Origin of the sequence: Brevibacterium permense (genome assembly GCF_013280495.1) — a bacterium.
GTDB classification, from domain to species: domain Bacteria; phylum Actinomycetota; class Actinomycetes; order Actinomycetales; family Brevibacteriaceae; genus Brevibacterium; species Brevibacterium permense.
In genome coordinates this window covers 54,642-68,116 of the sequence record NZ_JABSSX010000008.1, presented here as the reverse complement: position 1 = coordinate 68,116, position 13,475 = coordinate 54,642, and the positions used below count along the sequence as shown (strand labels likewise).

The following is a 13,475-nucleotide window of genomic DNA, read 5'->3' as shown; positions in this document are numbered from 1 at the left end:
AGTCGTCCGGTCTGTCCCAACAACAGAAAAAGCGCTCCACGCAGATAGGCGTGAAACGCTTGGCCGTCGATTCCAGAGGAATCCGACGGAAGGATTTCGAGCTCACCTGCGTGGGTCACTCACTAGGAGTCTTCGCCTGTGGGCACCGGGATTCGATGGCGAATCCTGATGGTTCCACAGAGACCGACGGTCTTGGGTGGTTCAAGTCTAACGAAGTCTGTCCCGGCAAGTCCAATCGACCACCGAGACCCCTCCCACACTACCTGACGGCGGCGCAGCAACCTGGCGCGAGGTTGCTGCGCCGCCGTCAGGTAGTTCTACGGCGCGGGTGTGCAGGTTCGTCAGTATTCGATGACGACGCGGCCGTCGATCTTGCCGTGTTCCATCTCGTCGAAGATCGCGTTGATGTCCTCGAGCGGTCGCTTCGTGAACGTCGGGTGGATCTTGCCGGCGGCATAGAATTCCAACGCCTCGACCATGTCCTGTCGGGTGCCGACGATCGAACCGCGGATCGTCAGGCCCTTGAGCACGATGTCGAAGATCGGTGCCGGGAAGTCACCGGGCGGCAGTCCGTTGAAGACGATGGTGCCGCCTCGGCGGGTCATTCCGATCGCCTGACCGAACGCCGCGGGGTGGACGGCGGTGACGAGGACTCCGTGTGAGCCGCCGATCTTGTCCTGGATGATCTCGGCCGGGTCCTCAGCGAAGGCGTTGACGGTGATTTCGGCACCGTGCTTCTTCGCCAGAGCCAGCTTGTCGTCGGCGACGTCGACGGCGACAACGCGCATGCCCATGGCGACGGCGTACTGAACGGCGATGTGTCCGAGTCCGCCGATACCGGAGATGACGACCCATTGGCCCGGCTGCACCTCGGTGCGCTTGAGTCCCTTGTACACGGTGACGCCGGCGCACAGGACCGGGGCGATCTCATAGGGATCGGCTCCGTCGGGGATGATGGCGGCGAACTTCGTATCGACGAGCATGTACTCGCCGAAGGAGCCGTCGACTCCGTATCCGCCGTTGACCTGGGATTCGCAGAGGGTCTCCCATCCCTGACGGCAGTGCTCACAGGTCCCGCATGCGGTCCACAGCCACGCGTTGCCGACCATCTGTCCGACCTCGACATCGGTGACGCCCTCGCCGACCTTTTCGACGGTGCCGACTCCTTCGTGTCCCGGGATGAGCGGCACTTTCGGTTTGACCGGCCAGTCACCGTGTGCGGCGTGGAGATCGGTGTGGCAGACGCCGGAGGCGACGAGTTTGACGAGGGCCTGGCCGGGGCCGGGTTCGGGAATCGCGTTGTCCCCGACGACGAGGTCCTGGCCGAAACCCTCGACTACTGCTGCTTTCATTGCGGACATCATTCTCTCCTTTGTGATGATGGTTCACGAAGCGATGCGGGGTTTGAGTTTGAGGTGGAAGAACTACCCGACGGCGGCCCAGCTACCTGGCGCGAGGTTGCTGCGCCGCCGTCGGGTAGCAATTGGGGTCAGAAGAAGCCTTGCGCGTTCTCCGAGTAGCTAACGAGCAGGTTCTTCGTCTGCTGGTAGTGGTCGAGCATCATCTTGTGGTTTTCGCGTCCGATGCCCGAAGCCTTGTACCCGCCGAAGGCCGCATGGGCCGGGTAGGCGTGGTAGTTGTTCACCCACACTCGCCCGGCCTGGATCTCACGACCGGCCCGGTAGGCGGTGTTGCCGTCACGGGACCAGACTCCGGCTCCGAGGCCGTAGAGCGTGTCGTTGGCCGTGGCCAGCGCGTCGGCGTAGTCGGAGAACGTCGCGACCGAGACTACGGGCCCGAAGATCTCCTCCTGGAAGATGCGCATCTTGTTCGTGCCTTTGAAGATAGTCGGCTGCACGTAGAATCCGCCGGCCAGATCCCCATCGAGCTCGGCCTTGCCGCCGCCGGTGAGCACTTCGGCGCCTTCCTGACGGCCGATGTCGAGGTAGGACATGATCTTCTCGAACTGGTCGTTCGAGGCCTGGGCGCCCATCATCGTGTCCGTGTCGAGAGGGTTGCCCTGGACGATCTTCTTCGTCCTGGCCACGACCTTCTCGAGGAAGGGATCGGCGATCGATTCCTGGATGAGCGCACGCGACGGGCAGGTGCAGACCTCGCCCTGGTTGAGGGCGAACATCGTGAAGCCCTCCTGAGCCTTGTCCGCGTACGAGTCGTCCTTGGCCAGCACATCCTCGAAGAAGATGTTCGGCGATTTGCCGCCGAGCTCGAGGGTGACCGGGATGATGTTCTGCGAGGCGTACTGCATGATCAGGCGACCGGTCGTCGTCTCACCGGTGAACGCGATCTTCGAGATCCGCTTGTTCGACGCCAGCGGCTTGCCGGCTTCGAGGCCGAAGCCGTTGACGACGTTGAGCACGCCCTCGGGCAGCAGGTCGGCGATGAGTTCGACGAGGACGAGGATCGACGCCGGAGTCTGCTCGGCGGGCTTGAGCACGATCGCATTGCCCGCGGCCAGCGCCGGAGCGATCTTCCACACGCCCATGAGGATCGGGAAGTTCCAGGGAATGATCTGACCGACCACGCCGAGCGGCTCGTGGAAGTGATACGCCACCGTGTCCTCGTCGATCTGCGAGAGTCCGCCCTCCTGCGCCCTGATCGCTCCGGCGAAGTAGCGGAAGTGGTCGACTGCCAGCGGCAGGTCGGCGTTGAGGGGTTCGCGGATCGCCTTGCCGTTGTCCCAGGTCTCGGCGACGGCGAGCGTCTCGAGATTCTCCTCGATGCGATCGGCGATCCGATTGAGGATGTTGGCCCGTTCGGCCACCGCCGTCTTGCCCCAGGCCGGAGCCGCCTTGTGCGCTGCGTCGAGAGCGAGTTCGATATCCTCGGCGGTGCTGGCCGGGACCTCCGTGAAGTTCTTGCCGGTGACCGGGCTGGGATTCTCGAAATAGTTGCCCTTGACCGGCGGCACCCACTGACCGCCGATGAAGTTCTCGTAGCGGGACTTGAACGTGACAAGCGACCCGTCCTGACCGGGCTGTGCGTAGACAGTCATTGCAACTCCTTTGATGCGTCTGATTCCACCGGATTGTCTCCGTGTGATCACGACGCTACCGAGCGCAACGTTGCATGTGGGTTGCATCACCTCGCCGAGGCGGTCGGACCGTCCCGCACACCGAACCGCAGTGGGTTCGCCGAGTTCAGAGACCCAGCGCCTCCAGACGCACGACCGCAGCGTTGCGTTCGGCGGCCTCGGGCGGCGCCAGGCGCAGCACGGTCATGAGGACTTCGACGTCGTTTCGGAAGTCCGGCAGCTTCGCAAAACGCCACAGCTGCTGCCAGGTTCCGTCCTGCAGCAGGGTCTCGCGCATAAGTGCGTTGACTTCCGCTCCGATCTCCCGCACTCCCGGAGCATCGGAGTCCGGCAGGACGGTTCCGGTGAACTGTTCGAGGGCCGAATCCGCGTCACCGCTGGCCAGTGCCTGAACGGTTCGCTCGAGATCCGAATCGACGTCCCCGCGAAGTCGATAGGGGCGCGCATCGATGCGCAGATCGCCGAGGCTGACGATCGTCCTGCGCAGACGATTGATCTCCGCCCGGACCGTGACTTCGCTGCCGCCGACCGCCCACAGCCGCTCCACCAGCCCGGCTCCGCTGATGCCGTCGGGATGCCGGTGCAGCAGAAGCAGGATCTCGGCGTGCCTGCGGGTCAGCGGGATCGGGGTGCCGTTCGGTCCTTCCAGGGCGGGGCTGGGACCGAGCACGGTGAGTCTGCTTCCGGCCGCCTCGGTGCCGGTGTGCATCGGCTGCGGGGTGAAGAGCTGGGACAGCTGGGCACCTGCGGCTTTGGCCGTCGAGGACAGCAGCGGCAGCACGATGGAGGACACGGCGTCGTCTCCCCCGGTGACGTCGATGATGCCGATGACCTGCCCGGTCAGAGGGTGGGTCACGGGGACCGCGCTGCAGCTCCAGGAATGGACGTCGGGGGCGAAATGTTCGGCGCGGCTGACCTGTACCGGACGGCCCGAGCGCAGAGCCAGCGCCGGAGCGGAGGTGCCCATGACCTCTTCGGACCAGTCCGAGCCGGAGACGAATCCCATGGCTTCGGCGCGGTTGCGCACGCCCCGCTCCCCTTCGACCCACAGCAGCCGCCCCTGTTCGTCGCCGAGGGCGGCGAGCAGGCCGGCATCCTTGGCGGGTTCGATGAGGTGGGATCGCAGCAGCGGCATGATCGTGTGGAAGGGATGGCGTCGGCGCACCTCGGCGAGTCGATCGGCTTCGAACGCGACTTGGACCTGCACGCTGTCGGGGTCGCGCAACTGGGCCAGAGACCGGTCCCAGGATTCCAGCACCGAGGCTCGCACCCCGGGACCTGACCACGGTGCGGGAAGTAGAGGATCCGATGGCCCGGCCAGGCGCTCATGTGCCCGGCGAACGGCACGCTGATAGGTGTCTTCGAGCAGCAGCGTCGAATCCATGGCGGACGGTCCACCTCCATCGGCGGGTGTCGGAAGAGTGCCTCAACTGCTCATAATCTAGTCGCGAACCCGTCCGCGGACAAGAGCCCGTCCACTCCCCGAACTACCTGACGGCGGCCCAGCAACCTCGCGCTGTGAGGTTGCTGGGCCGCCGTCAGGTAGCAATTGGGAAGGGAGAGGGCGGGAAGCGAACGAATCGCTTCCCGCCCTCTGCCGGTGCATCGATCAGATCAGATGCGCAGACCCGAGTGGTCGACCGGAACGGCGGGGCCGTTCGACGTCGTGATCGTGGCCTTGCTGATGTAGCGGCCCTTCGAGGAGGACGGCTTCAGACGCAGGATCTCTTCGATCGCAGCATCGAAGTTCTCCTGCAGAGCTTCCTCGGAGAAGGAGACCTTTCCGATGATGAAGTGCAGGTTCGAGTGCTTGTCGACGCGGAATTCAATCTTTCCGCCCTTGATGTCGCTGACGGCCTTGGCGACATCCATGGTCACGGTGCCGGTCTTCGGGTTCGGCATCAGGCCACGGGGACCCAGCACCTTACCGAGACGACCGACCTTGCCCATCATGTCGGGGGTCGCAACAGCGGCATCGAAGTCGGTGAACCCTCCGGCCACCTTCTCCAGCAGGTCATCGGAGCCGACGTAGTCAGCACCTGCTTCACGGGCAGCTTCTGCACGGTCGCCGGCAGCGAACACCAGGACCCGAGCGGTCTTACCGGTACCATGCGGAAGGTTGACGGTGCCGCGCACCATCTGGTCCGCCTTGCGGGGGTCAACACCCAGGCGGAGAGCGACCTCGACCGTGGCGTCGTACTTCGCCACGTTGGTCTCTTTGGCCAGGGCGATCGCCTGAGCCGGTTCGTAGTTCACATCTGCGGCGATCTTCTCAGCCGCGGCCTGATAGGCCTTCGAACGCTTTGCCATCTGCTTTACTCCTTGCAGTCGTGGTGTGGGCTGCGTGGGCCCTGCCACTGTGTGGGGTGAGGTCTCAGACCTCGATGTCGGTGGTGATGCCCATCGAACGCGCGGTTCCGGCGACGATGCGGTCGGCCTGATCCAGAGTGTTGGCGTTCAGGTCGGGCATCTTCGTGGTCGCGATCTCGCGCACCTGATCGGCGCTCAGGTGAGCGACCTTGACGGTGTGCGGAGTGGCCGAACCCGACTTCACTCCGGCGGCCTTCTTGATCAGCTCGGCTGCCGGCGGGGTCTTGAGCACGAAGTCGAACGAACGATCTTCGTACACGGTGATCTCGACGGGAACGATGTTTCCGCGCTGGGATTCTGTAGCGGCGTTGTAGGCCTTGCAGAATTCCATGATGTTGACGCCGTGCTGGGCAAGCGCCGGACCGATCGGAGGAGCCGGGTTGGCGGCACCTGCCTGAATCTGGAGCTTGACGAGGCCGGCTACCTTTTTCTTGGGAGGCATGTACGGTCCTTAATCTTGAGGTTTCGATGTGCCAGACATATACAGCACATCGTTCGACGGCGGCCTTCCGATAAGGGCCGCAATCAAACCACACCAGTATTCCATGCGCGCCCACCTGCGGGCAAATGCTCGTGAGGGGCATCACCCGATCGTCCTCTCGCCGAGGCGGGACAGCGTCGCCGCCGAGGCGGGCCAACGTCGCCGGCGGATGTGACCACCTCGGCGTCGTCGTTCAAGCGCGAGCCCGGATATCGCCCTGTAAACGGTTCGACAACTGCGCTCAGCATTGATCGAGGCAATCCCTTCCCCAACGAGACAATCCCCTCGCCGAGGCGGCCGAGCCAGTGAACTCGAGAACGCGGGAACGCCGAAGGGGCCCGGAGAATTCCGGGCCCCTTCGGTCACGATCGCACCGAGGCGATCAGTGAAACCATATGGCGATCAGAGCTTCGAGACCTGATCGAAGCCGAGTTCGACGGGAACATCACGTTCGAAGATCGACAGCAGCACGGTGAGCTTCTGCGATTCCGGACGGATCTCCTGGATCGTCGCGGGGTGACCTTCGAAGGAGCCCTCCTTGACGAGCACGGACTCGCCGACCTCGAACTCCACCTCGGTGACGGGCGCGGACTTCGCAGCGGCCTCGGCGGCGGGACCTTCGGCAGCAGCGGCTTCGGCCTGGCGCTCTTCGAAGATCGGGGCGAGCATCGAGAAGACCTCGTCGATCGACAGCGGAGTCGGATCGTAGGCGTTGCCCACGAATCCGGTGACACCCGGAGTGTGGCGGACGGCGCCCCACGACTCGTCGGTCAGTTCCATGCGCACGAGCACGTAGCCGGGGATGCGCACACGACGGACCTGCTTGCGCTGTCCGTTCTTGATCTCGACGACGTCTTCCATCGGCACCTGCGACTCGAAGATGAACTCTTCGAGGTTGAGGCTGACGGTGCGGTTCTCGAGGTTCTGCTTGACGCGGTTCTCGTAGCCTGCATAGGAATGGATGACGTACCAGTCACCCTCCTGCATGCGCAGCTCGGCCTTGAACTCTTCGGCCGGGTCTATCCCGTCGGCAGCGGCGACGTCTTCGGCGGCATCGCCCTGCTCGCCGTCGGCTGCGGCAGCCGAATCGGCAACGTCTGCGGAGTCAGCAGCTTCTGCGGAGTCAGCGTCAGCGGATTCGACGGGGGCGGTCGCCTCGGCGTCGTTGGCCGCCTCTTCGGTTTCGGGCACCACAGCGGCACCCGACTCCTCGGGAGTGACGTCCTGGGTCTCAGGGGTCTCCTGCTCAGGTGAGTTGGTTTCCGACACCGATCAATTCCTCGCTTCGCGTTTTGTGATTCCCGGTAGGGAGTGAAGTTTGAGCTTGGGGTGGTTCACGGCTGAGGCCGCATCACCACAGGGGCCACAGCGGAGTTCCGCCGAACACCCAGCCGACGAGCTTGCCGAAGACCAGGTCGAGGCCCGTGACGAGAAGCATCATGAACAGGATGAAGCCCAGCACGACGAGCGTGTAGTTGAGCAGCTGCTTCCGGGTCGGAGTGACGACCTTCTTGAGCTCTGCCACCACTTCGCGGAAGAACTGCAGGATTCGTCCGAAGAATCCGAGCTTCTTTGGACCGGAGGCACTGTTGGGTGCGCTGCCAGTCTGCTTTGCCGGTGTGTCGCTCACACATCCTCACTCGGTCGGTTTCGTTTGGCTTCACAATTGTTCGTGCCGGTCGAGGACGGCGCCTGGCCGATGAGACTTCGGCAGAGTCAACTGCGCAGGGGTGACAGGACTCGAACCTGCAACCTACGGTTTTGGAGACCGTTGCGCTACCAATTGCGCCACACCCCTCTGATCGGACTTGAGCGATCGTGTCGATCCCTGTGGTGTCCGACCACGAGAAACGAGCATACCGTGCTCGACCGTTATTCGTCGAACCGAGGGTCGAAGCAATGTGTCGAACGTGTCGACGCTCACTCACCCACCGGTTCATCGGCAGGTGGCTGGCCCACGAGCGGCCTGGGTTCGGGGAACCGCACCCAGGGGTCGATCTGCACCTGCTTGTCGGGTGTGACGGTGATGATCTGCACGTCGATGGGGCGCTTCGTCTCATTGTCGACCCGGATGATGCTCAGTTCCGCGTTCATCTTCAGCGGTCCCGGTGTCAGCGCGTTCGCCAGCGCACCCCCGGTCGTCGAGCTGACGTAGCGGGTTCCCGAACCGAAGTTCTCCGGTCCGACCCGTCGGTGCCAGTGCCCGCTGAGAGCGTAGTCGGCGCAGCCCGAGCGCAGGCTCGGTCCGCCGACGGCGGGATCGTGGATGAGCATGATGTCGAAGTCGGCCTGGCAGGCTTCGTCGCGCAGCCGTTGTGCGTACTGGTCGGCGGTGAGGTCCGTCTCCAGCTGCGGACCGGATCCGAACACGGTCCGGCGCGGGTCGGCGGCACCGAAGAAAGTCACCCCGGCCATCTCCGCGGTGGAGTCCTCGAGCACGTTCCACCCGCGGGCCTTCGCGTGCCGGGTCGTGCCCATGGAATCGTGGTTGCCTTTGACGATCATGCGCGGCAGCTTCTCCGGCAGTTCGTCGTCGACGACGTCGAGGCAGTAGTTCTCGGCCGAGGTGCCCGTCATGGAGACGTCTCCGCCGTCGATATAGGCATCGGCTCGGCTCATCTCCGCAACCGCACCGACGACGCGCGCCATTCCGATATTGCAGTGGATGTCGGAGCCGTAGACGAACGTGGACACACCTTCCCGCCCTTCGCCCTCAGCGCTGTCGGCAGCGGGTGCGCCGACTCCGGCAGACGGGACGAGTCCCCGATCGGTCCAGTTGCCGGTGATCGGGCGGTCGTTCCATTGCGCCCGCAGGGCTTCGAGAACTTCGTCGTAGAAGGCGTCGTTGTCGTCGGCGAAGTCCTGCACCGCACCGAATGCGGTGTCGATGATTCCGCCGAGGCGGCCCGTGACCTGGGATCCGGCCAGTGGTGTGCCCTCGAACGCCGGATCGCCCACGATCGGCTTCGGACGGTTGAGAACGACGGCACCCAATCCGGTGAGGACGAGTACGAGCACCAGTCCGATGCCGAGGAGTTCCTTGCCGACGAAGGCGCGGATGATGGTGTCGACCCGGGCGGGCCCGAGGAAGAGGGCCAGGCCGACGAGTCCCCCGGTGATGATGCACACGGCCAACGCCCATCGTGTGAGGATCTCCCGGCTGAGTCCGTCGATGACCTGGTCGATCTGCGCCTGCGGGGCCGAGAACAGCGAAGCGTAGGAGGCGATGTCGCCGCCGAGGGCATCGACGGTTCCCCCGCCAGGGTCGGCCACCTCCGCGGGATCGGCCGCAGGTCGCTCGTCGTCACCGGAATCACCGGACACGGGGATCTCACCGATGTCGACGTGCAGTCCTAAACCGAGGGGGATGACATCGTCGGTGGGGACGAGCAGTCTGCCCAGGGGGCCGAAGTCGACGGTGAGCCGGGAGTCCGCGGTGACCCGGTACTGCGCCTCGTGCGGGCCGAAGGTGAGATCGGCCCGCGAGGTGAACAGCGCCCAGGGCAGGGTCACAAGCGCAACCACGGCCAAGGTGATGACGAGTGCGGTGATTCTCCGTCGTAATGACACGGCCACCAGTCTAAAGACGTTTCCCGTCTTCGATGGAGCAGCCGATGAAGGTCGGTTCGGGTTCGAGGGTGATGCCGAAAGCGTCCTCGACCCCGGCGACGACGGTCGACGCGAGATCGATCACATCGGCCGTGCTCGCGTGTCCCCGGTTCGTCAGCGCGAGGGTGTGCTTGGTCGACAGCGAGGCCAGCCCCTCACCGAGGCTGAAGCCCTTGGAGAACCCCGCGTGCTCGATCAGCCAGGCCGCCGAGGTCTTCGTCTTCCCCTCGATCTTGGCTCCGCTGAGCGGGTCGGTCATCGGGTAGCGAGGAGCTTCGGCGGGCAGGACCTCGGCGTTCTCGACGATGGGGTTGGTGAAGAAGGATCCCGCCGACCAGGAGTCGTGGTCGGTCGCGTCGAGAACCATGCCCTTCGACCGGCGCAGCGCGATGACGTTCTCGCGCACTCGTGCGGCCGGAACGCGGGTACCGATCTCGACGTCGAGGGTCGATGCGAGCTGGGCGTAGCGCACCGGCAGCGATTCGTCGCTGCGCTGGAGGTCGAAGGTCACCGAGAGCACGACGAACTGCGGGGTTCCGGCCGCGATCTGGGCGCGCTTGAGCGCCGAGGTGCGGTAGCCGAATTCGAGTTCGACTGCGGTGAGGTGGCGGACCTGACCGGCCACCCGGTCGAAGACCTCGACGGAGGAGATGAGCTCGCCGACCTCCGTGCCGTAGGCACCGACGTTCTGGATCGGGGTCGCTCCGACCGATCCGGGGATCCCGGACAGCGCTTCGAGTCCGGACAGCCCCAGGTCGAGGGTGTGAGCGACGGAGTCATCCCAGTTCTCCCCCGCCTCGGCGGTGACCCGGGTGTCGGTCGTCGTGGTCTGGGTCGTCTCCACTCCGGTGGTTCGGACCACGCAGACCGCACCGTCGAATCCGGCATCGGCGATGAGCAGGTTCGATCCGCCGCCGATGAACAGGACTTGCGCCGTCTCCTGGCCGCTGAGTTCGAGCGGGTGGGCGGCGCAGAAGTCGAGCAGTTCGTCTCGGGTGTTCGCGACCGTGACCTGCGGGGCCGGTCCGCCGAGGCGGAAGGTGGTGAAGCTGGAGAGTTCCTGCGGGTGGGCTTGGCTCACGCCGAGATCCGAACCTGAGTACGGCTGAGGACATCGGCCTCACCGGACTTCACTGTGATGTCGATGCGGGCCGTGCCGACGGCAGGGTCGACGGCGCCGACGGTCGCGGTGAGCTTGAGCGAGGTCGTCGGGGTCGCCGGTGATCCGGTTTCGGCATCGGGGACGACGACGGGGGCGGAGAAGCGGGTCCGGTAGTCGACGATCGCACCCGGGTCGCCGAGCCATTCGGCCACCGGGGCGATGACCGCCGCCATCGAGAGCATCCCGTGGGCGATGACATCGTCGAGGCCGACTTCGCGGGCGAAGCGTTCGTTCCAGTGGATCGGATTGTGATCGCCCGAGGCTGCGGCATAGTCGACGAGGGATGCGCGCGACAGCGGGATCTCGGATTCCACGATGGTGTCTCCGATGGTCAGTTCGGAGAAGTCGATGGCGCTCATTCTCCGTCTCCTCTCACGACGATGGTCGAGGTCACGGTGACGACGGGCTGCTCCGCGACATCGGTGATCTCGGTGCGGGTGGTGATCATGGCATTGCTGCCGGCGGCCCGGACTCCGTCGACATGGGTGAGCGCGGTCAGGACGTCGCCGGCGACGATGGGTCGAGTGAACGAGAACTGTTCGGAGCCGTGGACGACCTTCGAGAAGTCGATGCCCGAGTCCGGGTCGGAGATATAGGCGGCTTCCGATTTCTGCGCGATGATCACGGCGAAGGTGGTCGGGGCGACGACGTCGCGGTAGCCCAGTGCGGTGGCCGCCTCGGCGTCGAAATGGTAATCGGCCTTCGCTCCGGTGGCGAGCGCGAATTCCGCGATCGCCTCCCTGGAGACCTCATAGGGCTGAGGCAGGGAGAACGTGGCCCCCTGCTTCTCCGTATTCACCGGCATATGCGCTCTCTCTTCCACTGGGGTCAGTATCGACACCAGCCTAAAGCACGGCCTCAGGATGAGGCTCACCGGCGAAGAATTGATCGCGCGTTCGTATCCGGTTCACACAATTGCTGCACCATCGGGCTCATGGCTTCGAAACTGGTATATGTTATCCACATCACATTCGGTAAGGAGCAGTGCGATGACGAACGAATCCCCCAGGGCTGACCCGAAGAGCCCCGAGGCACAGACGGCGACCCCCGGCGCACGAGTCAAAGACGCAGTCGCGGTCCCCTCACCGCACACACCTGGTCCCGGCTCTCCCGCTGCGCCTGCACCGGCAGCCGCCGGTTCTGATCCGGCACCGGCACCAGCCGACGTCGACCCGCCGCAGGTGGAAGTGGCAGTGGCCACCGATGCCGCCTACGCCGGCAAAGAAGCCGACAGAGTTCAGCTGCGTCGACCGCTGCGAAACGTCTCCGAGGTCCGGCACTTCTTCCGCACGAATCAGACCCCGATCTTCTTCGTCGGAGCCACTCCGTTCAACCTGCTCGGTCTCGACCGGTGGGTGCGCAATTTCTCCTACATCACCTACTACGACGGCTGGGACGGCGGACATCCGCGTGTCTTCTCACCGCGCTACAAGCCCTTTGTCGAGTTCGAATCGGGTGAGGCGATCAACAATTGGCTGCTCCTCAATGCCGAGGTGCGTGCCCATATGACGCGCAACGTCCCCCATGGTGAGCGAGTCAAGGTCGCGATGGTCTTCTTCGACGAGGAGACCGAGCGGATCTGCCGAGAGCTCGGCTACGACCTCATCCTGCCGTCGGCGGCCCTGCGCAATCAGCTCGATTCGAAGATCGAGACGACGAAGCTCGGCAATGAGGCTGGTGCGTTCTCCGTCCCGAACGTGCTGACCACTGCCGATACCTACGAAGAGCTCAATGAGCGGGCCGCCGAGGCTGGGCTGGGCACGGACCTCGTCGTGCAGACCCCCTACGGCGATTCCGGGAAGACGACGTTCTTCGTCTCCGATGCCTCGGGGTGGGAGGCGCACAAGGACGACATCATCGGCGAACAGCTGAAGGTGATGAAGCGGATCAACAACACTCCGGTCGCCGTCGAGGCGGTCATCACCTCCAGCGGTGTCGTCGTCGGTCCGTATCTGACCGAGCTGGCCGGCTTCGCCGAACTCACCCCGTACAAGGGCGGCTGGTGCGGCAACGAGATGAAACCCGATGTCCTCAACGCCGAGCAGCGGGCGCAGACCCGTGAGCTCGTGCGCAAGATGGGCGAAGGTCTGCGCAAACGCGGCTATCGAGGATTCTTCGAAGTCGATGTCCTCGTCGATCTCGATAACGACGACTGCTACCTCGGTGAGCTCAATCCGCGCATCTCCGGGGCCTCGGCGATCACGAACGTCACAGCCGGTGCGTATGCCGATGTGCCGCTGTTCCTGTTCCACCTGCTCGAATACCTCGACGTCGAATTCGACCTCGACGTCAACGAGATCAACGAGCGGTGGGAGGAGCTCTCCGGCGCCGACGAGTGGAGCCAGATGATCATCAAGGAGACGGCTCCGATCACCGAGTACATCACTCATTCCCCACTGACCGGTCAGTACTATCTCGACCAGTACGGGACGCTGACGTACAAACGTGCGGCACTCGACTGGCACCCCCTGCAGAACGGCAGCGAGGTGTTCTTCCTGCGCATCTTCGGTGCCGGGGACTACCGGTGGAAAGGTGCGGACCTCGGGGTCCTGGTGACGAAGAATCCGCTGCAGACGAACGTCGGCGGACCCGATGCGCTGAGCATCCGGGCCAAGCACTTCATCGATTCGATCAGGGCGATGTACGCCGGAGTTCCGGTCGTCGCCGACGATCCGTCGCCGGCCCTCGGCGGACCCGGAGCCAAAGGCGACTGAGCCCGGCGCCGCGCCCTTATGCGCGAAGGGCAGACATACGAGAAGCGCGGAGCCGCCTCGGTGATAATCTCAACACGACCCGAGGCG

Annotated in this window: 12 protein-coding genes and 1 tRNA gene; 1 reads left to right on the top strand and 12 read right to left on the bottom strand. The window is 64.6% G+C overall.

What is annotated here, in order from left to right; all coding sequences use genetic code 11:
• Positions 1 to 341: 341 nt before the first annotated feature.
• The 12 genes from adhP to HK353_RS11915 all read right to left on the bottom strand — a co-directional run bounded on the left by adhP (position 342) and on the right by HK353_RS11915 (position 11,479).
• Positions 342 to 1,361, bottom strand: a complete 1,020-nt coding sequence (gene adhP, locus HK353_RS11970; protein ID WP_173156413.1) for an alcohol dehydrogenase AdhP — start codon at positions 1,359 to 1,361, stop codon at positions 342 to 344.
• 128 nt (positions 1,362 to 1,489) lie between these two features.
• Positions 1,490 to 3,013 carry an acetaldehyde dehydrogenase ExaC gene (gene exaC, locus HK353_RS11965; protein ID WP_173156411.1) on the bottom strand — a complete coding sequence of 508 codons (1,524 nt, stop codon included), beginning with the start codon at positions 3,011 to 3,013 and terminating at the stop codon, positions 1,490 to 1,492.
• A 145-nt stretch (positions 3,014 to 3,158) separates the two neighbouring features.
• Positions 3,159 to 4,436, bottom strand: a complete 1,278-nt coding sequence (locus HK353_RS11960) for a helix-turn-helix domain-containing protein (RefSeq protein ID WP_173156409.1) — start codon at positions 4,434 to 4,436, stop codon at positions 3,159 to 3,161.
• Between the two features lie 230 nt (positions 4,437 to 4,666).
• On the bottom strand, positions 4,667 to 5,362 hold the full coding sequence (rplA, locus tag HK353_RS11955) for a 50S ribosomal protein L1 (RefSeq protein WP_101547327.1): 696 nt from the start codon (positions 5,360 to 5,362) through the stop codon (positions 4,667 to 4,669).
• A gap of 64 nt (positions 5,363 to 5,426) precedes the next feature.
• Positions 5,427 to 5,864: a 50S ribosomal protein L11 gene (gene rplK, locus HK353_RS11950; RefSeq protein WP_025776636.1), complete on the bottom strand. Its 438-nt coding sequence runs from the start codon at positions 5,862 to 5,864 to the stop codon at positions 5,427 to 5,429.
• Between the two features lie 441 nt (positions 5,865 to 6,305).
• Positions 6,306 to 7,172 carry a transcription termination/antitermination protein NusG gene (gene nusG / locus HK353_RS11945; protein ID WP_173156407.1) on the bottom strand — a complete coding sequence of 289 codons (867 nt, stop codon included), beginning with the start codon at positions 7,170 to 7,172 and terminating at the stop codon, positions 6,306 to 6,308.
• An 82-nt stretch (positions 7,173 to 7,254) separates the two neighbouring features.
• Positions 7,255 to 7,533, bottom strand: coding sequence for a preprotein translocase subunit SecE (gene secE / locus HK353_RS11940; RefSeq protein ID WP_101547325.1), 279 nt, complete (start codon positions 7,531 to 7,533; stop codon positions 7,255 to 7,257).
• Between the two features lie 95 nt (positions 7,534 to 7,628).
• Positions 7,629 to 7,701 (bottom strand) — tRNA-Trp (locus HK353_RS11935).
• A gap of 122 nt (positions 7,702 to 7,823) precedes the next feature.
• Positions 7,824 to 9,473, bottom strand: coding sequence for a metallophosphoesterase family protein (locus HK353_RS11930; RefSeq protein ID WP_342589909.1), 1,650 nt, complete (start codon positions 9,471 to 9,473; stop codon positions 7,824 to 7,826).
• A 10-nt stretch (positions 9,474 to 9,483) separates the two neighbouring features.
• Positions 9,484 to 10,593, bottom strand: coding sequence for a UDP-N-acetylmuramate dehydrogenase (locus HK353_RS11925; RefSeq protein WP_173156405.1), 1,110 nt, complete (start codon positions 10,591 to 10,593; stop codon positions 9,484 to 9,486).
• A complete protein-coding gene (locus HK353_RS11920) occupies positions 10,590 to 11,033 on the bottom strand; it encodes a MaoC family dehydratase (RefSeq protein WP_173156403.1) in 444 nt (147 codons plus the stop codon). The genes HK353_RS11925 and HK353_RS11920 overlap by 4 nt, the downstream gene beginning before the upstream one ends.
• A complete protein-coding gene (locus HK353_RS11915; RefSeq protein WP_173156504.1) occupies positions 11,030 to 11,479 on the bottom strand; it encodes an FAS1-like dehydratase domain-containing protein in 450 nt (149 codons plus the stop codon). Before HK353_RS11915 ends, HK353_RS11920 begins: the two co-directional genes overlap by 4 nt.
• A gap of 184 nt (positions 11,480 to 11,663) precedes the next feature.
• Between HK353_RS11915 and HK353_RS11910 the strand changes: the two genes are divergently transcribed.
• The gene (locus HK353_RS11910; protein WP_217278442.1) at positions 11,664 to 13,388 is read left to right on the top strand and encodes a biotin carboxylase; all 1,725 of its coding nucleotides are present in this window, start codon (positions 11,664 to 11,666) and stop codon (positions 13,386 to 13,388) included.
• The last annotated feature ends 87 nt before the right edge of the window (positions 13,389 to 13,475 follow it).

Excerpts from the sequence above, each read along its gene's own strand:
- HK353_RS11960 (WP_173156409.1), bottom strand. The coding sequence starts at position 4,436 with ATGGATTCGACGCTGCTGCTCGAAGACACCTATCAGCGTGCCGTTCGC.
- adhP (WP_173156413.1), bottom strand. The coding sequence starts at position 1,361 with ATGTCCGCAATGAAAGCAGCAGTAGTCGAGGGTTTCGGCCAGGACCTC.
- HK353_RS11915 (WP_173156504.1), bottom strand. The coding sequence starts at position 11,479 with ATGCCGGTGAATACGGAGAAGCAGGGGGCCACGTTCTCCCTGCCTCAG.
- rplK (WP_025776636.1), bottom strand. The coding sequence starts at position 5,864 with ATGCCTCCCAAGAAAAAGGTAGCCGGCCTCGTCAAGCTCCAGATTCAG.
- exaC (WP_173156411.1), bottom strand. The coding sequence starts at position 3,013 with ATGACTGTCTACGCACAGCCCGGTCAGGACGGGTCGCTTGTCACGTTC.
- HK353_RS11910 (WP_217278442.1), top strand. The coding sequence starts at position 11,664 with ATGACGAACGAATCCCCCAGGGCTGACCCGAAGAGCCCCGAGGCACAG.
- rplA (WP_101547327.1), bottom strand. The coding sequence starts at position 5,362 with ATGGCAAAGCGTTCGAAGGCCTATCAGGCCGCGGCTGAGAAGATCGCC.
- HK353_RS11920 (WP_173156403.1), bottom strand. The coding sequence starts at position 11,033 with ATGAGCGCCATCGACTTCTCCGAACTGACCATCGGAGACACCATCGTG.